Source organism: Marinobacter sp. CP1 (genome assembly GCF_001266795.1).
Lineage (GTDB): Bacteria > Pseudomonadota > Gammaproteobacteria > Pseudomonadales > Oleiphilaceae > Marinobacter > Marinobacter flavimaris.
In genome coordinates this window covers 100,645-124,962 of sequence record NZ_CP011929.1, presented here as the reverse complement: position 1 = coordinate 124,962, position 24,318 = coordinate 100,645, and the positions used below count along the sequence as shown (strand labels likewise).

Below are 24,318 nucleotides of genomic sequence, written 5' to 3'. Positions count from 1 at the left end.
GCCTTTGACAGCGACCCGTTCGGTACCTTCAGTCGTCGTAATCGGCCTTTTTCTTCCACTCATCGTCGTGGAGAAAAGTATCCCACTCTCGGTCCAGTTTGGACTCTCCCTGCGGGCTTTCCTTACCCTCTGCACTCATGGCCTCAAGTTCCTGAATGCGCGTCCGGAAGCTCTTCACTGCTTTCATGGCAAGTGGATTGTCGCGGGATTTACCCATTTCGGTACTGGCCAGGTGATAGGCATGAATGGCCTTCCGGATCTGGTTCTGGCGAACATAGTCCCGGGCCTGAAACACATGAAGATCCGCGTGGGTCTTGTGGACAAGGAAGAGCACATACTTGAGGTTTTTCTTGGCGGTGGCCGAATCAATCCGCCCGCTCTTGTGCATGGCTTCAATCATCTTGAACAGATTCTGAAGCAATTCCTTGACGTAATTCGATTTTTCCGCGGAATCAATCTTGACTGGCGTGGTGGTGTCGCGCTTTTCAACGATCTGTGTTTTCAGTTCTGCAGCGGACTTCTGCCATTCCTTGACCGGCAGGTTCGACTTCAGGCCGGCCAGCTCCGCGCAAGCTTCTTCCATGCGTTTAATCAGAAGCAGTTTCAGATCCGCTGTCAGGTATTGGCCTGGAATTTCGGTCAGCAGGCGATTGGCCCTGTTATAGGCGTCTTCCTGAGCGGTAATCTTGCGCGCCCGTTCAATGCGGGCGCGTTCCCGCATCTGACTGAGCACAATAATGACAATCGAGACGGTAACGATGGCCGCCAGCAGAAGGACGATCGTAGTGGTATCCATTTTGTCAGTAACGACTCCGGCTTCAGGATCAAATGATGGCGGGTGTACAAACCGGCCTCAAAACACCGATATTATTCAGCAAGTATCCGAAAGACTAGCAGAAATACCGCTCCAGATCCGTTTTCAAATGTGAAAGTTCGTGTTGCTGATTGATTACGTGAATCCTCGCTATCATGTATATTGCTCTCGTGAATGAGCCTCGCTTTTCCTGTTGTTCTGGCGTTCCGGAGTTTTTGTGGATATTTCCCGTGTTGATCTGAACCTGCTCGTGTACCTGGATGTCTTGCTGCGCGAGCGGAATGTGACCAAGGCAGCGAACCACCTGGGTATTACCCAGCCTGCCATGAGCAATGGTTTGAAGCGATTGCGGGATCTGTTCAGTGATCCGCTCCTGGTGCGAACCAGTGAGGGTATGACGGCCACGGAGCGCGCGCGTGAACTACAACCGCTGGTGCGGGGAATCCTGTCGGATATTGAACAGGCCGTGCAAGATAAGACACCCTTTTCAGCTCTTGAAAGCCAGCGCGTGTTCCGGATTATGGCCAGTGATTATGCCGAATCCTGCCTGATGCCCCGGGTTCTGAGGCGGATCCGTCAGGAAGCGCCGCACGTCACCCTGGATGTGCTCACGCCCAGTGACGTCAGCTTCCTGGATGTCGAGCAGGGGCGGTTGGATATGGCGATCAACCGGTTCGACAAGATCCCCCAGTCTTTCCATCAGAAGACCCTCTGGACCGAGTATTTTGCCTGCCTGATGAACGCCCGTAACCCGGTATTGAAGGAGCCCTTCACCCTGGACACCTATCTGGACGCCAGCCATATCTGGGTCAGCAAGACCGGGTTTGGTGTTGGTGTTGGTGTAAACCCAAAGGATGTCCAGCGACTGGGCTGGGTTGATGAGGCGCTGTCGAGAATGGGGCGCAAGCGACAGATTTCCGTTTTCACCCGTCACTATCAGGTTGCAATGCTGCTGGCCGAGCAGCATGACCTGATTGCCACGCTGCCATCCCGGGCAGCCTGGCTGCAGAAAGACAACCCGAATCTTGTGGTCAAGGTGCCTCCGTTCGAGATTCCACCGTTCGAGCTGAAAATGGCCTGGAGCCCACTGTTGCAGCACAACGCGGACCATCAATGGCTGCGCAAACTGATTGCTGAGGTGGCTACTGAGGTGGATACCGAGTTTGCTCCGTTCGGGGCCAGGTTCGAAGCGCCGGACGCGCCCCAGGCCCATCACTCAGAGCGGTAGTTCCCGAAGCTCCAGGGAAGGGCGGGCTGCATCCCACATGCGTTGGAAGTTTTCCGACAAGAGCTTTACGCGGCCGCCGTCCGAGAACTTGGCGAAACCCTCTGGCTTGTAGAAATCATGTCGGTACACCACGCCTTCACGGTCCGCAATAATGAAGGGCTGGTCCTCAACCGGGTAGTCCTCGTTGACCAGTCGAAGTTCCATGCGGCTCGGCAGCCGGCGCATCAGTTCGACCAGTGTGTGTCGACGTTTCACCAGCGGCTTGTCGTCATGGATCAGCAACCTGACTTCGCTGAGCCGATGCCGACGAGCCAGGGCGGAGATCAGCTCCCGGAAACGATGCCGGTCATACAGATCGTGTTCTAGCAGGCGGTCATACAGCCAGATGCGCTGGCCGGCCTGGCCAACCACCGAATCCATTAGCCCCAGTAGCCTGGCCTCGGTATCAAACAGCCAGGAGTCTGTGTCGCTGCCCAGAATCATCGGCCGGTCCCGGGAGCCAAGGCCCTCGGCCGCGAGTCCCGGTGCCAGGCTACGCATGTCAAAGTGGGGAATGCCGGCGTCGTCGTAAACGCCCGAACAGACGTGGAAGCCTGACCGTTGATAAAAAGGAATGGCGTGCTCCTGGGCACACAACCTGAGCTCGGCAAAACGGTCAGCCGATTCTGCGATCAGGTGCCGGAGCAATGCTTCCCCGATACCCTGTCCGCGGTATTGGGGCAGGATCGCCATACGACCGATGTGGCCGGTCTCTTCAAGGGTTGAAAACAGTCGTGCCACGCCTGCCGGGGTATTGTCTGGCAGCACTGCCAGATAGTGATCGGCAATTTCGTCGGTTTCATCCCACTCCAGCTCCGGCGGGACTTTCTGTTCCTCAATAAACACCTGCTGGCGGATATCCCGGATGGATGCCGGGGCCAGTTGCCAGCTGTATTTGCGAAACCGGATGCTCATAAAGCTTATTCGAAGTAAATCGAGCCTTGATTGTAGAGGGTGGTCAGAAGCCCAAGCAATGCTTCGTCTTCGGAGAGCCGGGCGAGGGTCGGCATATCGACGCGGGCCCCCGAGCAGAGAAGCGGAGCAAACGGTTGGGCATCGCCCTTGAGCAGGAACTGCTCGCCGTCCACAAACAGGGCGGTTTCGCTGGCAAACTCGTAGTACGCGAAACGTGAGCCTTCGTTCCACCGCAGCTGCTCGCCCGCGTGTATTGCTTCGGCGACGTCTCCGGTGGACGCAGGCTCCTCCGCGGGCACGACAATATCCATGCTCTTGGGCGCCGTTGAGAACTGGCCAAACCAGAGGGCCAGTTGCCGGCGGTCCTCAAGTTTTTCCCGAATAACGGTCTCGAGGCGGTCAACCACATCCGGCTGAATCGTGCCCGGATTGTCCTGTATTTTCAGATCCGGATCGTTCAGGTGATCTGAGGCGTCAGACTGGCTGCAGAGGAAATCGGTAAATCCGGTCAGAATGTCATCCACGGTGGGTGCACGGAAGCCAACCGACAGCGTGATACAGTCATCCTCGGCCACTCCATGGTGGCCAATACCCGGCGGCAGATACAGCATGTCACCGGGTGCCAGAGTAACGGTTTCTTCGCCATCCCAGCTGCTCAGAATGCGCAGCGGAGTGCCCTCCACGCGGGGAGAGGTATGATCGCAATGGCCTCCAAACGTCCACCGGCGGTGGCCCTGGGCCTGGAGGAGGAATACATCATACTGGTCGTAATGGGGGCCAACGCTGCCGCCTTTCGGGGCAAAACTGGCCATAATGTCATCCAGGCGCCAATTGGGGATGAAGCGGAAGTGTTCCAGCAAATCTGCAATATCGGGCACCCAGTGGTCCAGCCCCTGCACCAGGAGCGTCCAGTCTTGTTCGGGCAGGCTGCTGAACCGGTCCGGCGAAAAGGGGCCGTTGTGGAGCTGCCAGGGCTTGCCATCGTCATTTTCGATCACAATCCGGGACTCGACGCCCTCCTCACAGGCCAGGCCGGCCAGTTCATCAGCGCTGACCGGGCACTGGAAGTCGGGAAACGCCTGACGGATAACCAGCGGCTTTTTCTGCCAATAGTCCCGCAGAAATTCAGAGGGTGTGAGTCCGCCAAGCATGTCCATGGGTGTTACTCCCGGTTTCAGATGTTTTGTGCCTGATCGACTGCGTTACCGATGTAACGGCCCGGCGTCAAAGCCATCAGTTCGGCCTTGGCCTGATCTGGAATGTCGAGGCTGTCAACGAAATTCTTGATCACTTCCGGCGTCATTGCCTTGCCACGGGTCAATGCCTTGAGTTTTTCATAGGGCTTTTCGATATTGTAACGGCGCATCACCGTCTGGATCGGCTCGGCAAGCACTTCCCAGGCATGGTCCAGGTCTTCAAACAGTCGGGCCGGATTGATTTCCAGTTTGCCCAGGCCTTTTAGGGTGGCTTCGTAGGCAATCAAGCTGTGCGCAAAGCCAACACCCAGGTTACGCAGTACTGTGGAGTCGGTCAGATCCCGCTGCCAGCGTGATATAGGCAGTTTGGCAGAGAGGTGGCTGAACAGCGCATTGGCGATGCCAAGGTTGCCCTCGGAGTTCTCGAAATCGATGGGATTGACCTTGTGGGGCATGGTCGAAGAGCCTACTTCGCCTTCTACCGTTTTCTGCTTGAAGTAGCCGAGGGAAATATAGCCCCAGACGTCACGGTCCAGGTCGATCAGGATGGTGTTGAAGCGAGCGACGGAGTCATACAGCTCGGCAATGTAATCGTGCGGTTCGATCTGGGTGGTGTAAGGGTTCCAGTCGAGCCCGAGGCTCTCGATGAACTCCCGTGCGTTCTGGGCCCAGTCGATTTCCGGATAGGCGGAGAGATGGGCGTTGTAATTACCCACGGCACCGTTGATCTTGCCCAACAGCTCGGTTTCCCGAATCTGTTTTACCTGGCGACGCAGACGGTGAACGACGTTTGCCAGCTCTTTGCCCACGGTCGTGGGCGAGGCGGTCTGGCCGTGAGTGCGCGACAGCATCGGCTGTTCGGCGTGGTCATGAGAAAGCTGCGCCAACTTGTCGACAACACGGTCCATGGCCGGCAGCAGGCCGTGGTCCAGGCCTTCCCGCAGCATCAGCGCATGGGAGAGGTTATTGATGTCTTCAGAAGTGCAGGCGAAGTGAACAAATTCCGTGACAGCGTGCAGCTCAGGAACGCTGGCGATCTTTTCCTTGATGAAGTACTCCACCGCTTTCACATCGTGATTGGTGGTGCGTTCGATGTCTTTGATACGCTCTGCGTCTTCCAGGCTGAATTCGCCCACCAGACGGTCCAGGAAGTCGTTGGCGTCGGCGGAAAACGGAGGAACCTCGGCCACGCCAGGGTGAGCGGCCAGTTTCTGTAGCCAGCGGATCTCGACGGTCACCCGATTCCGGATCAGGCCATACTCACTGAAAATTTCACGGAAGACGCTGACCTTGTTGCCATAGCGTCCATCGACCGGGGAAATGGCGGTCAGGGCGGTGAGTTCCATCGAAAACCTCTCAAGTCATCAAAGAATCGGATCAAAAGAAAATAGGGGTACATATCATACACCACCGCCGGCTCTGAATCAGCGCCGTCAGTGGTAGAGGGAGCGATTGGCTTCTTCGGCAAGCTCTTTGGCAAGCCCGATCACTTTCTTGCGGGCAAAGATCAGTTGCCAGCGTCGGCCGCCGGTCTGGCGCCAGAGCACGGCGGAACGGATACCCGCCAGCAGCAGTGCCCGCACTTTCGCGGCATTCTCCTCGCGCTGGAGCACAGAGGGGTTACCGCTCACCTGGATACGCTGGCGAAAGGTGCTGATGGTATCGGCGTAGACGGAAGCCAGATTGCTGATCAGGTTCGGGTGTGTGTACCCGAAGTGGCTGGCGGTGTGCCTGGCCTGATCAATGCGACTGCCAATCACGTCCAGCATGTCAGAGCGGCGATTCAGTTTGGATTCGAGCTGGATCAGGTTGAGGGCGTAGCGCAGAACTTCGATGTCCTGCTGCCGTGACTGCTGGCTGAGCACCGAGGACAGGGTGACGAGGCCTTCGCGGATATCGCGAAGCTCGCCTCCGTAGACGTCCAGTGTGTTCTCGGGGTTGGTGGCAAACAGGGAACGGATAGATGTTTCCAGGCTGGCCTCGTTGCACTGGCCATTGTGGGCAATCTGCTGGACCAGGTTGGCGGCCTGGAATACCCCGGCCAACGCCAGGGTCTGATCCTTGAGTGAGCGGCTCATGCGGTCTGTTCCTCGGAACGTGTGCCGGTCAGACGGTCTGGAAGTGGTTCGTCGTCACGCCAGGTCTGCTCAATAACGCCGCCACCAAGGCACACCTCGCCGTCGTAGAAAACCACGGACTGCCCGGGCGTGACAGCCCGCTGGGCGTCGTCAAAATCGACGCGGACACCGCCGTCGATCAACAGAACCTGGCAATCCTGATCCGGCTGGCGATAACGGGTCTTGGCCTTGCAGCGGAAACGTCCAGCTGGTGCCTCTCCGGCAACCCAGTCGATCGGGCCGGATACTAGGCCACGGGAAAAGAGCAGGGGATGGTGTTTGCCCTGAACCGCAACAAGCACATTGCGGCTGAGGTCTTTCTCCGCCACATACCAGGGCTCGTCCCCGAATTCACTGAGACCGCCAATGCCCAGGCCCTGTCTCTGGCCGATGGTGTGATACATAAGGCCCTGGTGCCGGCCAATTTTCTGGCCGTCCGGTGTTTCAATGTCGCCGGGCTGGGCCGGAAGGTATTGCTTCAGGAAGTCTTTGAACTTGCGTTCGCCGATAAAGCAGATACCGGTGGAGTCTTTTTTATCATGGGTAACGAAACCCTGTTGCTCGGCAATACGGCGGACTTCCGGTTTTTCCAGCTCGCCGACCGGGAAAAGGGTCCGCGCAATGCGGTCGCCGGAGACGGCATGCAGGAAATAGCTCTGGTCCTTGTTCGGATCCAGTCCCTTCAGGAGTTGGGCCTTGCCCGTTGAACCAGCAATCGGCCGTTGCCGGGCGTAGTGGCCCGTTGCAATATAGTCGGCACCAAGGGTGATGGCATAGTCCAGAAAAGCCCGGAATTTCACTTCTTTGTTACAAAGAATATCCGGATTGGGTGTTCGTCCGGCCTGATATTCAGAGAGGAAGTGCTCAAAAACCCGGTCCCAGTACTCGGCCGCAAAACTGGCGGTGTGCAGTTTGATGCCGATGGCATCGGCAACGGCCTGGGCGTCGGCCAGATCTGTCATGGCTGTGCAGTACTCGGTGCCGTCATCCTCGTCCCAATTTTTCATGAACAGGCCTTCAACCTGGTAGCCCTGGTCTTTCAGAAGCCAGGCGGCCACTGAAGAATCCACGCCGCCGGACATGCCGACGATCACACGCGTGTTGGCGTTACTGTTTGGAGAGGAGGCTTCGGGTGCGTTGGTCATGACAGCTTCGTTACCGGCTAAAAAACCGCGAGTTTATCATCTTTCCGAGGGTGTCGTCTGCGCGTCCACCACCACGTCCAGCGGGTATCGCCGGCCGTTTCGGTAATCTTCTATGCACTGGATGACCAGCGGACTGCGCAGTTTGTCCCCCAGCGCGCGGATTTCATCCAGGGTGAGCCAGTGGGCGGCGATGATGCCATCGTCCAGCTGTTCAGTAACCCGGTCGCCAGCACGCGCAGCGTAGCAGAAACGATAGTAGGTAACGCCGTTGGCCGGAGCCTTGTAGGTGTAAATGCCAAGGAAGTGTATGGGCTCTATGTTCCAGCCCGTCTCTTCAAGGGTTTCCCGTCGGACGGCATCCAGAATGGCTTCATCTTCTTCGATATGGCCAGCCGGCTGGTTGAAAACAACCTTGCCGCCGCTGATCTCTTCAACCATCAGGTAACGGCCGGCTTCATCCTCGACTATAACGGCCACGGTAGCATGGGGTGTCCAGGTCATGATTTCCGGTTTCTCCTGGTTCGGGCGCCAGCGGCGTTGCCGCGGCGGGTTGGTTTTGGTGAAGCGGGTAAATTGACGGTGACCGTTCGATGGGCTCCGGATTCGAGGCCGTCAAGGGTCCAGTCACCAATCCGATACCGGATCAGGCGAAGTGTCGGAAACCCGACGGCAGCGGTCATTCGACGTACCTGCCGGTTCTTGCCCTCGGTTATCGTCAGTTCAATCCAGCTCGTCGGAATGTTATCCCGATGACGCACCGGAGGCACTCTCGGCCAGACCGTCGGGGCAGGCATTCTGTCGGCTTTTGCCGGCCGGGTCAGACCATCCTTGAGCTGCACACCGCTAGCCAGGTGTCTCAGTGCTTCTTCAGAAATGTTTCCTTCTACCTGCACCCAGTAGGTCTTTGGCATCTTCAGTGATGGTGACGCTATGCGGTGTTGGAGGGAGCCTTCCGCGGTCAGAAGGAGCAGGCCCTCGGAATCGTAGTCCAGACGTCCCGCCGGATAAATGCCCGGGATGCGTACGTAATCTGCCAGGGTAGCGCGAGGTGGTTTACTTCCGGAAGCGCCATCGTCTGTGAATTGGCTCAGAACATGAAAGGGTTTATTGAAAAGCACGAGTTCTGCCATGCGAAGGACTTTCCCGGATATCCGCTGTCTTTGAGCAGTGCAGCGTACTGCAAACAGGAAGGCTGGCAAAGTAGGGCGGGCGCCACCGCCCAGGGGGACCTGTCACCCGACGTTTTTAAGGACAAAAAAAGATACCCCCACCAGCAGACGACCGGTGGGTGTGATTTTGCGTTACCAGAACAGGTCAGGCGTTGACTGCACGGGGCGGATAGCCGTCCCTGCCTGATTCCTGCTGGCCGGATTGTCCGGCAGAGTCGCTGCTGGCGTCAGTTTGCGCCTTGCTGGCAGGCAGCTCGTCGGGAACGATGTTGACTGCGTGAATGCCCTTGTCGCTGGGCTTTTTGTCGAAGGTTACGGCCTGGCCGGCTTTTAAGGTCTTGTAGCCGTCCATTTGCACCGAAGAGAAGTGCGCAAACAGGTCGTCACTGCAGCCATCCTCGATGATGAATCCGTACCCTTTGGCATTGTTGAACCACTTGACCTTGCCTCTTGGCATGATGAACTCCCCTGTTCTTTTGCTGTCTCTATTCTTGTTAATTCTCTGTGTGCCTATCGGCGCCGTCGCACAGTCGGTCCGAATCCTGTTACACAAACCTTGCATGGATTTACATTATTTTACATTGCAACTTAACTTTCGGCCAATCATTGCGGTGAGTCAATAGTTTCTATGCCGGGAATGTGTGGTTGAACGCAGTCTGGAAGCGGTATCATGTTCGTATTGATAAATATCTCATGCCCCGCTTGAAAACCCCGGGGCGGACATCCACATTTAACAAGGGCACCGATAAACCGGTAAGGAATGATGCGGACTATCGAAAATTCTCTACTAGTATTCAATCAGGGGGAGGACGAACAACCGGGGCGACAGGATGACCTCAGCGTTGCTCCCGAGAAGCCCGCTCTCAAGCGCCCGGCGCGATACAGGGTGGTGCTTCTGAACGATGATTACACGCCCATGGATTTTGTGGTCGATGTGTTGATGAAGTTCTTCGGAATGAATGAAGAAAAGGCGACGCAGGTGATGCTGCTCGTCCATACACAGGGAAAAGCTGTATGCGGGGTATATACCCGGGACATCGCGGAAACAAAGGCGGCACAGGTGAACCAGTATTCTTCGGAATGCGAACATCCGCTCCTTTGCGAGATTGAACGTGCGGACTGATAGACGTTGGGGTGGCCCATGCTGAGCAAAGATCTAGAAATTACGCTGAATACGGCCTTCAAGAATGCCCGGGACAAGCGTCATGAGTTCATGACTGTGGAGCATTTGTTGCTGGCCCTACTGGATAATGAATCGGCAGTGGGCGTCCTGAAAGCCTGTGGTGCAGACCTCAAGCGGCTTCAGGAAGAGCTTGTCGAATTCGTGGACTCCACCACACCTTTGATTCCGAGCAGCGACAGTGAGCGCGAGACCCAGCCAACACTGGGGTTCCAGCGAGTCCTGCAAAGGGCTGTGTTCCATGTGCAGTCCTCGGGCAAGAAAGAGGTGACCGGTGCCAATGTGCTGGTGGCCATCTTCAGTGAACAGGAAAGCCAGGCGGTGTATGTGCTCAAGAAACAGAGCATTGCCCGCATTGATGTGGTCAACTTTGTTTCCCACGGCATTTCCAGGGTTCAGGGCGCAGAAGATCAGGAAAGTCACGATCAGGCGTCCCACGAGGAGGCTGGCGAGGAAGGCGGACAATCCAAGCCGCTTGAAAGCTACGCCACCAACCTGAACGAGCAGGCCCGTCAGGGCCGCATTGATCCGCTGATCGGCCGTGAACACGAAGTCGAGCGGGTGGTGCAGATCCTTGTACGCCGCCGGAAGAACAATCCGCTGCTGGTCGGCGAGGCCGGGGTTGGCAAAACCGCCATCGCAGAGGGGCTCGCCAAGCGTATCGTCGACGGACAGGTCCCCGATATTATTTCCGATGCGGTGGTGTACTCGCTGGATCTGGGTGCCCTGTTGGCAGGAACCAAGTATCGCGGCGATTTCGAAAAGCGTCTGAAAGGTCTGCTTGCCGAACTCAAGAAAGAAAACCACGCGATCCTGTTCATCGATGAGATCCACACCATCATCGGAGCGGGCTCTGCCTCCGGCGGCGTGATGGATGCGTCGAATCTGTTGAAGCCCATGCTCAGTTCGGGTGAAATCCGGTGCATTGGCTCTACAACGTTCCAGGAGTTCCGGGGTATTTTCGAGAAAGACAGTGCCCTGGCGCGCCGTTTCCAGAAAATCGATGTGAACGAGCCCAGTGTTGAGGACACCTACCAGATCCTGAAGGGCCTCAAGCCGAATTTTGAAAAGCACCACGATCTCAAATACACCGACAAGGCGCTTCGGGTGGCTGCAGAGCTGTCCGACCGTTACATTACTGATCGTCACCTACCGGACAAGGCGATTGACGTCATTGACGAGGCGGGCGCGCGCCAGCGGCTGCAGCCGGAAGGCAAGCGTAAGAAGACCGTTGATGTCACCGAGATCGAGGATGTGGTTGCAAATATTGCCCGTATCCCACCGAAGAACGTGTCTACCAGCGACAAGGATCTGCTGCGGAATCTGGAGCGGGATCTGAAGATGACGGTCTTTGGTCAGGATCCGGCCATCGAATCGCTGTCCACTGCTATCAAGCTGGCTCGCGCCGGGCTCAAGGCCCCTGAGAAGCCAGAGGGTGCCTTCCTGTTCGCAGGGCCGACCGGTGTCGGTAAAACCGAGGTTACCAAGCAGTTGGCCAAGGTTCTGGGTATCGAACTGGTACGCTTTGACATGTCGGAGTATATGGAGCGGCACACCGTATCACGGCTGATCGGTGCGCCTCCGGGCTACGTTGGGTACGATCAGGGTGGCCTGTTGACCGAGTCGGTGAACAAGCATCCGCACTGTGTCCTGCTGCTGGACGAGATCGAGAAGGCCCATCCGGAAGTGTTCAACCTCCTGTTGCAGGTCATGGATCACGGTACGCTGACCGATAACAACGGCCGCAAGGCAGATTTCCGCCACGTGATTCTGGTAATGACCACCAACGCTGGTGCCGAGAGCATGGCTCGTCGCTCTATTGGCTTCAGCGAGCAGGATCACAGCACCGACGGCATGGAAATTATCAGCAAGACCTTCACGCCGGAATTCCGCAATCGCCTGGACGGTATCATCCAGTTCGGCGACCTGCAGATCGATACCATCACCCACGTGGTTGACAAGTTCCTCACCGAGCTGCAGGCGCAGCTGGATGAGAAGCATGTGGTTCTGCATGTGGATGACGAGGCGAAGGCCTGGCTGGCCGAGAAGGGCTATGACGTCACCATGGGCGCCCGCCCCATGTCCCGCCTGATCCAGGACAAGATCAAGCGGCCGCTGGCCGAGCAGATCCTGTTCGGGCGCCTTTCAGAGAAAGGCGGGGATGTCTTCATCCACCTGCGGGATGACGAGCTGGTATTCGAGTACGAGGACGAGCCTGCAGAGGCGGTCTGAGACAGGCTCGATTAAAGAAAAACCGCTGGCCGGGTAACCGGCAGCGGTTTTTTTGTGCCCTGACGAAAAAAGCCCCCGAAGGGGCTTTCAGATGTCATGGGAGCATCAACGGGCGCGATATACGATCCGGCCCTTGCTCAGGTCATAGGGAGTCAGCTCAACCTTGACCTTGTCACCTGTCAGGATGCGGATGTAGTTCTTGCGCATCTTTCCGGAGATATGGGCTGTCACAACATGACCGTTGCTCAGCTCAACGCGGAACATGGTGTTTGGAAGGGTATCGATAATAACGCCTTCCATTTCAATGGCATCTGATTTCGGCATTCAGTAGAAACCTCGTTTGAATATGCTTCTGGTGATTCTAAATTGCGCAATTCTGCCTGATTTATCGGCGTTTGGCAAAGTTAGCCTGCGTCCAGTTCACGCCAGTGCCCGTCTCTCAGTGCTTCGATGGGTCGGAAGCGTGTTTTGTAATTCATTTTTCGGCACTGCTTGATCCAGTAACCAAGGTACAGGTGGGGAAGCCCCCTGCGGCGGGCTTCCTCAATTTGCCAGAGGATTGCGAAGGTGCCCAGGCTGCGGTCCTCCAGATCAGGATCGAAAACTGTATAGATGGCCGAAAGGCCATCGTCCAGAAGATCGACGGCTGCCAGTCCTACCAGCCGTTCGCCCTGGTGGATTTCCAGAAACCAGGAATCGGTTGCGCCTTCTACCAGAAACGAGGTGAACTGTTCCCGGGTCGGCGGGTACATATCGCCGTCCTTGTGCCTTTGTTCGATGTAATTGGCGTAGAGCTGGTAATACCTCTCCGCAAAGGTGGCGGGCACCATGGTGCACTGCAAATCCTTGTTTTTGCGGAGAACCCGCCGCTGGCTTCTGTCCGGCTTGAAATCATCAACTTTCAACCGAACTGGTATGCAGGCATTGCACTGCTCACAGTGAGGGCGGTAGTAGTGGGATCCGCTGCGGCGAAAGCCGAGAGCCGTGAGTTGGCTGTAAAGCTTTTTGTCGATATGAGCCCGCGGATCTACAAACATGGTGGTGGCCTCGCGGTCTGGCAGGTAGCTGCAATCGTGCGGTGGTGTCGCGAAGAACACCAGGGTTCTGAGATTGCTCATTCACTCCTCCGGCCCGGGCCAACGCCATAGGAAGGTCCAGTCGGTCTGATCCGGTTTCTGATCGATGGTCATCCTGAGTATAGATAAAAACTCTTCCCGTGGAATAGTCCGTGCGCCCATGGTAAGCAGGTGCCGGCTCTCTACCTGGCAATCCATGATCCGGTAGCCCCAGAGCTGTAACTGGTGCGCCAGGTGAACCATGAGAACTTTGGACGCGTTGGTTTCCAGAGAAAACATGGATTCACCGAAGAAACACCGGCCAATTGCCAGTCCGTACATGCCACCAGCCAATTCACCACGCTGGTTCCAGATTTCGATGGAGTGGGCGACGCCCATGCGATGCAGCTCTGAGTAGCTGGCAATCATTTCCTCGGTAATCCAGGTACCTTCGGCACGGGTTGAGGCGCACAGGCGGATGATTCGTCCGAAGTGTCTGTCTGCGGTTACCTGGAAGCGTTGTTGGTTCAGGGTCCGGCGCAGGCTCCGTGAAACGTGGATTTCGTTCGGAAAAAGGACACACCGCGGATTCGGTGACCACCACAAAATGGGCTGGTCGTCGCTGTACCAGGGGAAGATGCCGTTCCGGTAGGCCAGTATGAGTCGCTCAGTGGAAAGGTCGCCGCCGAGGGCGAGAAGGCCGTCCGGGTCGTCCAGGGCTTCGTTGGCGGGGGGGAACCAGAGTTGGTCCGGGTCTAGCCAGGGTAGTGAGGTCATCCTTCTCCGGCAATTACTGCAATGTTTCGGTTCTATTTTACAGAGTACCGGCCGGTGGGAGCCGCCTTCTGAAACACGCTGTGAATACGTCCTTGTACGCTTGGCTCCGCCATCCATGGCTCCGCACAGTTTCAGAAGGCGGCTCCCACCGACCTTCGCAAACTTTTGAGTTCGCGTTCCTTTTCTTTACTCAAGCACAATCAGTCTTGCTGATCCAGAAACTTTTCCGCATCCAGGGCGGCCATGCAGCCGAAGCCGGCGGAGGTGACGGCCTGGCGGTAGACGTGGTCGGCTACGTCGCCGGCGGCGAATACGCCGGGAATGCTGCTCTGGGTGGCCATGCCTTCGAGGCCGGAGCGGATGCGGATATAGCCGTTCTCCATGTCCAACTGGCCCTGGAACAGGTCGGTGTTGGGTTTGTGGCCGATGGCGATGAATACGCCGGCCAGGTCCATTTCCTGGGTGGAGTCGTCTTTGGTGCTTTTGATGCGCATACCGGTGACGCCGGTGCCGTCGCCCAGGACTTCGTCGAGGGTGTGGTCCCAGACGATCTTGACGTTGCCGTTTTCGGCCTTTTCAAACAGTTTGTCCTGGAGGATCTTTTCGGCACGCAGGCTGTCGCGGCGGTGCACCAGGGTCACTTCGTCGGCAATGTTGGAGAGGTACAGAGCCTCTTCGACCGCGGTGTTACCGCCGCCAATAACGGCAACTTTCTGCTTCTTGTAGAAGAAGCCGTCGCAGGTGGCGCAGGCGGAGACGCCCTGGCCTTTGAATTTCTCTTCAGACTCGAGGCCGAGATACATGGCGGAGGCGCCGGTAGCAATGATCAGGGCGTCGCAGGTGTACTCGCCGCCATCGCCCTTGAGGCGGAATGGGCGGTTACGAAGGTCGGCTTCGTTGATGGTGTCGTAGACGATGCTGGTTTCGAAGCGTTCGGCGTGCTTGAGCATGCGCTGCATGAGCTCCGGGCCCTGAACGCCGTCGTTGTCGCCGGGCCAGTTGTCGACGTCGGTGGTGGTGGTGAGCTGGCCGCCGACTTCAATACCGGTAATCAGGGTCGGGTTCAGGTTGGCGCGGGCTGCGTAAACGGCAGCGGTGTAACCTGCGGGGCCGGAACCGAGGATGATCAGTCGGGAATGTTTGGTGTCGCTCATTGGGAATTCTCTCACTGAAAAAGCCGTACGTTGCCGGGCCCCGGTTTCAGGGCCAGACGCTTCGGGGAAAGGGGCAAAGGCTAACATGAAAGGCGCGGTCTGCCATTCGTTTTGGCCAATTCCGCTTATAAAACCTTGCTATTTACTCAAGCACAGAAACAGTTGCCAACAGCTGACGAACCCTTTCCGCACTTTTTCCGGACTCGCCCTGTTCGAGACGGTGGGCCGCCACTGCAGGGAACACGGCCTGGATGTCGTCAGGCAGCACGTGATGACGCCCCTCCATCAGGGCCCAGGCTTTGGCGGCCCGCACCAGTCCCAATCCCGCCCGGGGCGAAAGCCCGTACAGAAGGCCGGGCATTCTCCGGCTCTGTTCCAGCAACCGCTGCACGTAATCCAGAAGAGCCGGGCTGGCGGTTATCCGGGTAACGCCTTCCTGCAGGGTTTTCAGGTCGGCCTGGGAGAGCAGGGTCGGCAGCTTTTCAGTCATGGCACGACGGTCTTCGCCCTCCAGCAGCTCCCGCTCGGCCCGCGGGTCCGGATAGCCGAGGCGAAGACGCATGAGGAACCGGTCCAGTTGGGACTCGGGCAGGGGATAGGTGCCGCCCTGCTCGATGGGATTCTGGGTGGCAATCACGAAGAACGGGTGGGGCAGTGGCCGGGTCTCGCCCTCGATGGACACTTGCCGTTCTTCCATGGCTTCGAGCAGAGCGCTCTGCGTTCGCGGTGATGCCCGGTTGATTTCATCAGCCAACACCACCTGGGCAAAGATCGGGCCGGGGTGGAATACCAGGCTACCGGCCTGTTTGTCGTACATGGAGTAACCCAGCACATCCGCCGGAAGCAGGTCGTTGGTGAACTGGATGCGCTGGTACGTCAGCCCCATCACCTTGGCCAGGGCATGAGAAAGAGTGGTTTTGCCCATGCCGGGGATATCTTCGATCAGCAGGTGCCCCCGGGCCAGAAGCCCGCAGAGGGCAAGGCGTACCTGTTGGTCTTTGCCCAAGAGTATCTGGTTCAGTTCACTGACTACGGTATCGACCAGTTTTTTCATTCGGGGCTCAGTCCCTTACGCGTTTGAGGATGTCGCCGTAGGCGTCTATTCGGCGATCTCTCAAATACGGCCAGATACGGCGAACCGATTCACTGCGGTTGCGATCCAGGGTGACGGCAAGGATACATTCGGAGCTGTCATCGCCCCGGGCTAGCAACTCACCCTGCGGGCCACAGATAAAACTGTTGCCCCAGAAACGGATGCCGTCGCTGTGCCCGGAGGGGTCGGGTTCGGTGCCTACCCGGTTCGGAGCCACGACTGGCAGGTTGTTGGCAACGGCATGGCCCCTTTGCACGGTGACCCAGGCGTCCAGTTGACGCGCCTGTTCATCGGGGTCATCCGTTACATCCCAGCCGATCGCAGTTGGGTAGATCAGGATCTCGGCGCCAGCCAGGGCCATCAGCCTTGCGGCCTCGGGGTACCACTGGTCCCAGCACACCAGCACGCCGAGCCTGCCGACAGACGTATCGATAGGCGTGAAACCGCTGCGGCCATCGTTGAACTGGGCGTCACCGGGCGTGAAGTAGAATTTTTCATAGAACCCCGGGTCGTCCGGAATGTGCATTTTCCGGTACAGCCCTGCCAGGGAGCCGTCTTTCTCAAATACGACCGCCGTGTTGTGGTACACGCCGTTCATACGACGTTCGAAAATGGATCCAACCAGCACAATACCCAGTTCCCGGGCCAGGTCAGACAGGCGCTTGCTGGTAGGACCGGGAATCGGCTCTGCCAGCTCGAAAACAGACGTTTCCTCGGTCTGGCAGAAATATAAGGTGGCGTGAAGTTCCTGGAGGATCACCAGGTTGGCGCCACTGGCTACGGCCTCACGAACCAGTTTCTCGGTAGTGGCGAGGCTGGCGGCCTTGTCGCTGCTACAGGCCTGCTGGATGGCGGCAACATTGATTTGGCTTTTGCGCAACTCACTGCTCATCAACTGACTACTCCGGCGGGAATTTGCATGGTCACACAGTGAAGGCTGCCATGCTGACGAATCAAGGGCCGGCAATTGATCGGCACTATTTCTCGTGTCGGAAAGATCTCTTTCATGACAGCGATGGCGTCCTGATCCTGATCAACGCCGTAAACGGGAAGCAAAACCGCCTCGTTGATGATCAGGAAGTTGGCATAGGTGGCCGGAAGACGCTCACCGTCCTCATCATGGATGGCATCGGGCCAGGGCAGAGGCGTCAGCTTGTAGGGGCCGCCGTCGGCCTGGCGGAACTCCTGAAGTTCCTCCTCCATGGCTGCCAACGCGCTGTAGTGTTCATCCGCCACATCTGGGCAAGTCACGTAGCAGATGTGATCCGGGGCGCAAAATCGGGCGAGGGTATCGATGTGGCTGTCGGTGTCATCCCCGGCAAGATAGCCGTGGTTGAGCCAGAGAATCCGCCGGATTCCCAGCACCTCGGAAAGCAGCTGTTCAATCGCCGTGCGATCCATGGCCGGGTTTCGGGTGGGCGTCAGCAGGCACTCGGATGTGGTCAGCAGGGTGCCCTGACCATCCGATTCAAATGAACCCCCTTCCAGCACAAACCCGACCTGCTGCATCCTGGTTGTGCCGAAGACGCCAGCATTGAAAAGGTGACTATTTAACGCATCGTCCTTTTCCCAGGGGAACTTTCCGCCCCAGGCGTTGAACCTGAAATCCAGCAGTGTCGGCCCTTCATCGGTGAGAATGGTGATGGGTCCATGGTCGCGGGCCCAGGTGTCATTCGCCGGTGCCGGAACCGATCTCACGCGTCCCGGAAAGCCATTGTCCTCGGCGTACCGATTGAGGTCCCGTTCTAGCTCCTGCAGGCGGACTACGTGTTCGCAACCGATGACAAGGTGTTCGTGTGGGAGTACGGCTTTCGCGATGTCGAGGAACACCGGTTCAACTTCGTCGATCAGGCCTGCCCAGTCGGTTCCCGGGTGGGGCCAGGTCAGCATGACGGCACTCTGGGGCGCCCACTCTGCGGGCAACACTCGTTTGGTTGTCACTACGTCACCTTGAATCATAAAAGACGCCATTCTAACCAACGATTGGTTGAACGTCAGGACATGGGAAGGGAATTTCCAGCCTGGAAAGGCCCCTCGGGCCTTCAGGGATTCGGCTTGAGAACGGTATGGATAACCCGGTCGCCTTCGAAATACACGATAAAGCCCTGATAGTGCCACTGAGTAATCGGTGGCTGGCCCACGGGACCTTCAATTTCCACGGGTGCACCCCAGGAAGCGCGCACTGATGACTGGCTCATGCCAGAGCCGGGGAAGCTGGCCTGGTCGCGATCGGCCTGGGTGCCAACTGGCACGCGGACTTCTTCAGCTACCGCGGACATCATCGGGAAAAGGGCCAGTGTGGCAGTCACTGCCAGTGCGCCGAACAGGGTAGTTTGCTTTCTCATTGATGGGTCTCCATGAAAACTGATGTCCTCGGGAGGACATGGATAAAGCGTAATATCCGAAAAAGATTAGCAAAAGTCACTCGTTTTTCCCCAGTCTACTCCTTTTGACGCTGTCGAATCTGCCACCGCATCACATGTCGTGCGATTTGCTGGCGATCGCTGTCCTCAATCCGGGCGAATTCGGTGTGGACCCTTGCTCCGCCTGACGAATCGGGGTGTACCTCAATAACTCGGGCAACTGCGCGGGGCTGGAAAAGTTCGGGTGGGAGGGTCATTCGAACAGCGAGCCGGTCTCCCGGCTGCCAGGCAGGGGTGCTGCTCGAGAACGACAGCCCACCCTCGCTCAGGGTTACTTCCTGCCAGTCCTCAGGTTGCAACGGATTTTGCTCAAAGGCCATAATGCGCGCAAGCGTGTCCAGCTTGCCGTTCAGGGATTTGATCAGTCCGGTAAGCAGCCGGTCTTTGTCGGCAAGGCTGGCAAGCTGGGATTTAACGTCCTGATCCAGCCGCCTGAATTCAGCTTTCAGGCTCTCAAGATGGTCGCCGTCGAAGGCATCTTCTTCCATTGCGGTGCCAGGCGCCAGCTTGCGGATCTCCAGGCCGATCCGGTCTTCAATGCGGAAAAAGTCCCGCCGTTCGGGTGAATAGTCCACCGGTTCGTTGGGGATGTCGGACGACTGCATCGCGGCTCCGGAAGGCTGATTTTTTATTTGGTACAGAACAGTTTAGCAGTTTCCCGTCGTGCTGGAAGGTACCCGGGAAAACCAGACCACGACAGACCGGAAGGTAGCAATAGGCACCTCTCAATGTTCAGACCCTTATCATTCTATATTGGCTTGCGTTACACGGCCGCCAAACGCCGCAATCACTTCATTTCCTTTATTTCCCTGACCTCCATAATCGGGCTGATGCTGGGAGTTGCGGTTCTGATCATCGTGCTCTCGGTCATGAACGGTTTCGATCGGGAGCTTAAGCAGAGAATTCTCGGGATGGTGCCCCACGCTACCATTCAGGGCGCCGGGCCGCTCGACGACTGGCAATCAATCGACGCGAAGATGCAGCAGCACCCCCGCGTGCTGGCTGCTGCGCCTTTCATACAGGGGCAGGGTATGGTTACCGGCGGTGGAAATGTTCGCGGGGTCGTGCTTAACGGCATTCTCCCGGAGGAGGAACGAACGGTCTCCATCATTGAAAACCACATGGTCGAAGGCAGTCTCAACGATCTGGTTTCTGGTGAATTCGGCATCATCATCGGTCGGTTGATGGCGGCCAGCCTGCGTCTTCAGATCGGTGACAAGGTAACCGTGGTCCTGCCGGAAGCCTCGGTTACGCCGGCCGGGGTCCTGCCCAGGCTCAAAAGGTTCACGGTCAAAGGCATCTTCAGTGTCGGGGCAGAACTGGATGGCAATTACACCCTGATTCACATGGATGATGCCGCCAAGCTCATGCGGACCGGGGGCAAAGCCGAGGGTATTCGCCTGCTGGTGGATGACCTTTTTGCCGCTCCCAGGGTGTCGCAGCAGGCTGCTGAGTCGCTGGGCGGCCGGTATTACGTATCCGACTGGACCCGAACCCACGGCAACCTGTTCCAGGCCATCCGCATGGAGAAAACCATGATCGGCCTGCTGCTGATGTTTATCGTGGCTGTCGCTGCATTCAATATCGTGTCCACGTTGGTGATGGTGGTTACCGATAAAACCGGTGACATCGCCATCCTCAGGACCATGGGGGCAACACCGGGACGCATCATGCGGATCTTCATTGTTCAGGGGGCGGTCATCGGTATCTTCGGAACCATTGTTGGCACGGCGCTGGGCGTTTTCGGAGCGCTCAACATCAGTGCCTTTATTTCCTGGCTGGAGGGAGCGCTCGGCCACCAGTTCCTGAGCGCGGACGTTTACTTCATCAGCTATCTGCCTTCCCAGCTGCAATGGCAGGACGTGTTTATCATCAGTGGAGCCGGCCTCGCCATGAGTCTGTTGGCAACGATTTATCCGGCCTGGCGGGCTTCCAGGGTGGATCCGGCGGAGGCGCTTCGTTATGAGTAAGGAACAATCCGCAATGGCACACTCTGCCCTGGTAATAGACTGCCGTCAGGTGACCCGGACCTATAACGAAGGTCTCGGCAAGCTCACCATTTTTTCGGATATCTCGCTCGAAGTCGCACAGGGGGAGACCGTTGCCATTGTGGGCAGCAGTGGTGCCGGAAAAACCACGTTGCTCAACTTGTTGGGCGGGCTCGACAAGCCATCTTCCGGCCAGATTTCCATTTGTGGCGAAGACATTCACCGGCTTTCCGAGGGACGGCGCGCTCGGTTCCGGAATGCCCATCTCGGGTTTGTCTATCAGTTCCATCACCTGTTGCCGGAGTTCACCGCTCTGGAAAACGTGATGATGCCTTGTGCGTTGGGCGGTATGGCGGTATCCAGGTCGAGGGACAAGGCGGCCAGCCTGCTGCAGCGGGTTGGGCTTGCCGAACGGCTGGATCACAAACCCGGCGAGCTGTCCGGTGGCGAACGCCAGCGGGTGGCCATTGCCCGGGCACTGGTCAACGAACCGGACTGTGTTCTGATGGACGAACCGACGGGCAACCTGGATGAACATACCGGAGAAGGGGTGCAGGCGCTGATCGAGTCATTGAGGGATCAGCTGGGTATTGCCTTTGTCATGGTCACCCATGACATGAAAATGGCCAGAAGCCTGGGGCGTGTTATGCGGCTTGAGCAGGGTCGCCTGATTCAGGAAGCCTGATCAGCCTCACGACGGCGTCTGAGTCGTGCGGTGCGTCGCACCTGCCAGTCAGAGCGAATTTTCCGGCGCCACAGATACTGGATAATCAGGTAGGCCACGCAAGCGGAGACCGTTGCGACCACCAGGGACCCGAGATAGAGGGGAATGCCGATATCCAGCAGCCGCTCGCTGATCCAGGACCACGAGAGCTCGAAATCAAAACTGAGTACAGGCCGATCCAGAGCCCAGGCGCCAATCTTGTAGTTGAAATAGAACATCGGCGGCATGGTTACAGGGTTGCTGATCCATACCAGGACCACTGAAAGCGGCAGGTTGGCATTGAACCAGATGGCAAAAAAGGCCGCCGCAAGCATCTGGAAGGGCATGGGAATAAAGCAGAACCAGATGCCGACGAGAAAGGCCCGCGCAACACTGTGACGGTTGATGTGCCACAGGTTCGGTTCATGAAGGATATCGCCCAGAAAGCTCAGCGACTGCATCGCTTGCACCTTCTCTGGTGAGGGCAGATAGCGTTTCATGAACTTCTTTGGCATTGGAAGTTCTGCCTTTAGACGGAGTTAGTAGACCGGCTCATCGGATGTTGCCGGTGTTTGTGACATACAGGAGGACAAGGATTGTCCGGAAGTATCAACAGACCGGTGGGCCCTTCGGGCGACTCCGGTTCCGCAGCGCTGGGCGTTATCGCCTTCTCTTGTGGCGTTATCTTACTGTATTGGTTGTCGATACTGCCACCTCCCACGTGGTTGATAGCCGCGATACCACTGCTGGCCTTCGGCTGGATCTGCGTTTCCCCGACCTTTGCCAGCTCCGCATTCGTATCTGCTCTTGGCCTCATGGTCGGACTCTCCTGGGCCTCGTGGCATGCCAGTGACCGGCTTTCAACGGTTCTGCCGGCAAGCCTGGAACGCGAGCGTCTCTCTGTCTCGGGATACGTATGTGATATTCCTTCGCCCGGTAGCTTCAACAGTTTACGTTTCAGTTTCTGTGTCACCCAGTGGCACAACCTTCCCATCCCGACCCGAGAGGAAGCAAGGATGCCGGACCTGCTCAGGTTGTCCTGGTACGGTCACGGAATGGAGCGGCTCCCGGGCCAACGTTTGCGGCTGGAAGTTGTGCTCAAGCGCCCCCACGGCTCCCTGAACCCCGCGGGCTTTCGCTACGAGGACTGGCTGTTTCGCAAGGGCTACCGGGCCACGGGCAGCATTCGTAGCGTGGAGGTTGACCGGGATGTCGGGTGTTTCGTCCATTGCCAGTACCGGAAGCTGCATCGTTTGCTTCACCAATGGACCATCGAGCAATTTGGCGGTGCCCGTCATTATCCGCTGGTTTCTTCGTTACTCATAGGTCATCGCGGCCACATGGAACAGAAGCACTGGGATGTGCTCAAGGCGACCGGCACCATTCACCTGGTTGCCATATCGGGCCTGCACCTGGGTCTGATCGCCCTGGGGGCAGGGTTTCTGTGCCGGCGACTGTTGCTGACTGTTCCGGCACACATAGTGAGCGATAGCTCAAGGCGTTGGTTTGCCTTCCTGGCCGTTATCCTCTGCTGTCTGGTTTATGCCCTGGCGGCGGGATTTACCGTTCCAACCCAGAGGGCTCTGGTGATGGTTGTGGCCGGTGGGTGGCTGGTACTGATGAGTCGTCAGGCCCCGGTCTGGAACGTTTTCCTGGCCGCGTTGGCTGCCGTTCTTGTGCTGGACCCTTTCGCGCCCCTGGACCAGGGATTCTGGCTTTCGTTCGCTGCGGTTGCCACCCTGATCACTGTATTCTCGTCGCGACTGGCTGGAACCGGGTGGCTGAGAGGACTCGTCCTGGCCCAGCTCGCGGTTTTTGGCGGATTATGGCCAATCCTCGAAATACTGGGGCAGGGTCAGCCCCTGGTAGGTTTATTGGCCAACCTGGTCGCAATTCCCTGGGTATCCCTTGTGGTTATGCCAGTGCTTGTCGCGGGTGGGTTGCTTGCCGCCGTAGTCCCAGGCACCGCCCAGCTGTTCCCGCCAATATTCGATCTAACCCTCGGTGTTCTGTGGCAATGGCTCATGTGGCTTGCGCAGTGGCAGGCGCCGGACATCCGGGCTGGTGTCCCGGAGCTGTTTGGCTGGGCGTTGCTGAGCGTCGCGGTATTGTGTATGCCGTTCGCCATGTTCCGGCTTGTGGCGGTCCTTTCTGCGGTGTTGTGGCTGGTGTATCCGGCTCCTTCTTCCGAAAGGAATTCGTACGTGGCAGTGCCAGTTGTAAGGGTATGGGATGTTGGGCAGGGTCTTTCAGTTCTGGTCCGACACGGGCGCGAGGTTCTTGTCTACGATACCGGTCCCGCCGTGCCCGGCGTGTTTTCGGCCGTCGAATCCACGCTTGTGCCCAATCTGGCGGCTGAAGGAATCAAGCGAATTGACACCCTCGTGATCAGCCACGCCGACAGCGATCATGCCGGTGGCATCTCGGAGCTTTCCCGGAACGTCAGTGTCGGCCGTGTGATTGCTGGTGAGCCTGCGCCGGTCAGACAGCAGGTTGGCGAACTGCCTGTGCAAGCCTGCAAACAGGCTGAAGAAAGGCTGGGAGGATTGGTCCTCGAGTTCTGGCAGGGTGAGGGCGCTCAAGAGGGCAACGACGCTTCCTGTGTGTTGCGTATCTACCACCCTGACTCCGGAACTGAGTGGCTCTTGCCGGGAGATATTACCGAACCCGTGGAGGCAGAGTATCTGGCTTATTTGGCTGGCCGAGAGGACGTTCAGGTTCCTTCGACTCGCGTGCTCGTTGCGCCCCACCACGGGAGCAAAACCTCATCTTCCGAACCCTGGGTGCGCGTGCTGAGACCAGATCGGGTCATCTATACTGCTGGCTATCGCCACCGGTACGGTCATCCCCACCCGACGGTAACCGCACGTTACGCGGCGGTCGGAGCGGTGCCGCTGAACACAGCATGTTCAGGCAGCGTCGAGATGACCGTTGTCGATAACAAGCTGGTATTCAAGGAAATGCGGCATGGCTCGTCGTTCTGGATCGGTAGTTCGGGGCTTGCCCGCGACCAATGTAAATTACCGTGACATTGCAGGTGTGGCCTCCACGGGTAGCTATGCTAAAGTAGCGCGGCTTGCAAACAATCAG

At 57.7% G+C, this 24,318-nt stretch carries 25 protein-coding genes; 6 read left to right on the top strand and 19 right to left on the bottom strand.

All coding sequences use genetic code 11. The features are described 5' to 3' along the window. Positions 1–28: 28 nt before the first annotated feature. A complete protein-coding gene (locus ACP86_RS00605; RefSeq protein WP_014577434.1) occupies positions 29–796 on the bottom strand; it encodes a hypothetical protein in 768 nt (255 codons plus the stop codon). Positions 797–1,031: 235 nt separating this feature from the next. Between ACP86_RS00605 and ACP86_RS00600 the strand changes: the two genes are divergently transcribed. Next, positions 1,032–2,042: a LysR family transcriptional regulator gene (locus ACP86_RS00600; protein ID WP_039882066.1), complete on the top strand. Its 1,011-nt coding sequence runs from the start codon at positions 1,032–1,034 to the stop codon at positions 2,040–2,042. On the opposite strand, the gene ACP86_RS23400 is transcribed toward ACP86_RS00600, so the two are convergent. The 8 genes from ACP86_RS23400 to ACP86_RS23580 all read right to left on the bottom strand — a co-directional run bounded on the left by ACP86_RS23400 (position 2,031) and on the right by ACP86_RS23580 (position 9,080). Beyond that, a complete protein-coding gene (locus ACP86_RS23400; RefSeq protein ID WP_053112233.1) occupies positions 2,031–2,996 on the bottom strand; it encodes a GNAT family N-acetyltransferase in 966 nt (321 codons plus the stop codon). The two genes, ACP86_RS00600 and ACP86_RS23400, sit on opposite strands and share 12 nt — an antisense overlap. A gap of 5 nt (positions 2,997–3,001) precedes the next feature. Next, positions 3,002–4,153, bottom strand: coding sequence for a cupin domain-containing protein (locus ACP86_RS00590; protein WP_008174755.1), 1,152 nt, complete (start codon positions 4,151–4,153; stop codon positions 3,002–3,004). Positions 4,154–4,170: 17 nt separating this feature from the next. Next, positions 4,171–5,538, bottom strand: coding sequence for an adenylosuccinate lyase (gene purB, locus ACP86_RS00585; protein ID WP_053112230.1), 1,368 nt, complete (start codon positions 5,536–5,538; stop codon positions 4,171–4,173). Between the two features lie 87 nt (positions 5,539–5,625). Next, positions 5,626–6,270, bottom strand: a complete 645-nt coding sequence (gene hflD, locus ACP86_RS00580) for a high frequency lysogenization protein HflD (protein WP_008174761.1) — start codon at positions 6,268–6,270, stop codon at positions 5,626–5,628. Next, complete coding sequence (mnmA, locus tag ACP86_RS00575) at positions 6,267–7,454, bottom strand: tRNA 2-thiouridine(34) synthase MnmA (RefSeq protein WP_053112227.1); 1,188 nt, start codon at positions 7,452–7,454, stop codon at positions 6,267–6,269. Before mnmA ends, hflD begins: the two co-directional genes overlap by 4 nt. Positions 7,455–7,490: 36 nt before the next feature. Beyond that, on the bottom strand, positions 7,491–7,955 hold the full coding sequence (locus ACP86_RS00570; protein WP_008169205.1) for an NUDIX hydrolase: 465 nt from the start codon (positions 7,953–7,955) through the stop codon (positions 7,491–7,493). Further along, positions 7,952–8,584, bottom strand: coding sequence for a pseudouridine synthase (locus tag ACP86_RS00565; RefSeq protein WP_053112225.1), 633 nt, complete (start codon positions 8,582–8,584; stop codon positions 7,952–7,954). The genes ACP86_RS00570 and ACP86_RS00565 overlap by 4 nt, the downstream gene beginning before the upstream one ends. A 184-nt stretch (positions 8,585–8,768) precedes the next feature. Beyond that, positions 8,769–9,080, bottom strand: coding sequence for a cold shock domain-containing protein (locus ACP86_RS23580; protein WP_014577425.1), 312 nt, complete (start codon positions 9,078–9,080; stop codon positions 8,769–8,771). Between the two features lie 306 nt (positions 9,081–9,386). Here ACP86_RS23580 and clpS point away from each other — a divergent pair, with 306 nt between their 5' ends. Together clpS and clpA are read left to right on the top strand one after the other, a co-directional pair. Further along, positions 9,387–9,746, top strand: a complete 360-nt coding sequence (gene clpS / locus ACP86_RS00555) for an ATP-dependent Clp protease adapter ClpS (RefSeq protein ID WP_008169202.1) — start codon at positions 9,387–9,389, stop codon at positions 9,744–9,746. 18 nt (positions 9,747–9,764) lie between these two features. Continuing rightward, a complete protein-coding gene (gene clpA / locus ACP86_RS00550; RefSeq protein ID WP_053112223.1) occupies positions 9,765–12,035 on the top strand; it encodes an ATP-dependent Clp protease ATP-binding subunit ClpA in 2,271 nt (756 codons plus the stop codon). A gap of 105 nt (positions 12,036–12,140) precedes the next feature. On the opposite strand, the gene infA is transcribed toward clpA, so the two are convergent. The 9 genes from infA to ACP86_RS00505 all read right to left on the bottom strand — a co-directional run bounded on the left by infA (position 12,141) and on the right by ACP86_RS00505 (position 19,142). Continuing rightward, positions 12,141–12,359 (bottom strand): translation initiation factor IF-1, encoded by a 219-nt coding sequence (gene infA / locus ACP86_RS00545; RefSeq protein ID WP_008169200.1) that lies wholly within the window; start codon positions 12,357–12,359, stop codon positions 12,141–12,143. Between the two features lie 80 nt (positions 12,360–12,439). Continuing rightward, entirely contained in the window at positions 12,440–13,153 is a 714-nt protein-coding gene (locus ACP86_RS00540) for an arginyltransferase (protein ID WP_008169199.1), read from the bottom strand. Then, positions 13,154–13,867 (bottom strand): leucyl/phenylalanyl-tRNA--protein transferase, encoded by a 714-nt coding sequence (gene aat, locus ACP86_RS00535; protein WP_008169197.1) that lies wholly within the window; start codon positions 13,865–13,867, stop codon positions 13,154–13,156. A gap of 200 nt (positions 13,868–14,067) precedes the next feature. Next, positions 14,068–15,021, bottom strand: a complete 954-nt coding sequence (trxB, locus tag ACP86_RS00530) for a thioredoxin-disulfide reductase (RefSeq protein WP_008169196.1) — start codon at positions 15,019–15,021, stop codon at positions 14,068–14,070. Between the two features lie 142 nt (positions 15,022–15,163). Beyond that, entirely contained in the window at positions 15,164–16,075 is a 912-nt protein-coding gene (locus ACP86_RS00525) for an AAA family ATPase (RefSeq protein WP_014577419.1), read from the bottom strand. A 7-nt stretch (positions 16,076–16,082) separates the two neighbouring features. Next, the gene (locus ACP86_RS00520; RefSeq protein ID WP_008169193.1) at positions 16,083–17,006 is read right to left on the bottom strand and encodes a carbon-nitrogen hydrolase; all 924 of its coding nucleotides are present in this window, start codon (positions 17,004–17,006) and stop codon (positions 16,083–16,085) included. Continuing rightward, a complete protein-coding gene (locus ACP86_RS00515; RefSeq protein ID WP_075267749.1) occupies positions 17,006–18,055 on the bottom strand; it encodes an agmatine/peptidylarginine deiminase in 1,050 nt (349 codons plus the stop codon). The genes ACP86_RS00520 and ACP86_RS00515 overlap by 1 nt, the downstream gene beginning before the upstream one ends. 101 nt (positions 18,056–18,156) lie before the next feature. Continuing rightward, positions 18,157–18,459 carry a hypothetical protein gene (locus tag ACP86_RS00510; RefSeq protein WP_053112219.1) on the bottom strand — a complete coding sequence of 101 codons (303 nt, stop codon included), beginning with the start codon at positions 18,457–18,459 and terminating at the stop codon, positions 18,157–18,159. 95 nt (positions 18,460–18,554) lie between these two features. Then, positions 18,555–19,142, bottom strand: coding sequence for a PilZ domain-containing protein (locus ACP86_RS00505; protein ID WP_053112217.1), 588 nt, complete (start codon positions 19,140–19,142; stop codon positions 18,555–18,557). A gap of 123 nt (positions 19,143–19,265) precedes the next feature. On the opposite strand from ACP86_RS00505, the gene ACP86_RS00500 reads away from it, so the two are divergent. After that, positions 19,266–20,507, top strand: coding sequence for a lipoprotein-releasing ABC transporter permease subunit (locus ACP86_RS00500; RefSeq protein ID WP_008169188.1), 1,242 nt, complete (start codon positions 19,266–19,268; stop codon positions 20,505–20,507). 13 nt (positions 20,508–20,520) lie between these two features. After that, positions 20,521–21,210 carry an ABC transporter ATP-binding protein gene (locus ACP86_RS00495; RefSeq protein ID WP_014577413.1) on the top strand — a complete coding sequence of 230 codons (690 nt, stop codon included), beginning with the start codon at positions 20,521–20,523 and terminating at the stop codon, positions 21,208–21,210. Here ACP86_RS00495 and ACP86_RS00490 read toward each other — a convergent pair. Continuing rightward, positions 21,198–21,743 (bottom strand): DUF2062 domain-containing protein, encoded by a 546-nt coding sequence (locus ACP86_RS00490; protein WP_008169186.1) that lies wholly within the window; start codon positions 21,741–21,743, stop codon positions 21,198–21,200. The two genes, ACP86_RS00495 and ACP86_RS00490, sit on opposite strands and share 13 nt — an antisense overlap. A gap of 81 nt (positions 21,744–21,824) precedes the next feature. On the opposite strand from ACP86_RS00490, the gene ACP86_RS00485 reads away from it, so the two are divergent. After that, positions 21,825–24,257, top strand: a complete 2,433-nt coding sequence (locus tag ACP86_RS00485; RefSeq protein ID WP_227507789.1) for a DNA internalization-related competence protein ComEC/Rec2 — start codon at positions 21,825–21,827, stop codon at positions 24,255–24,257. Positions 24,258–24,318: the final 61 nt, after the last annotated feature.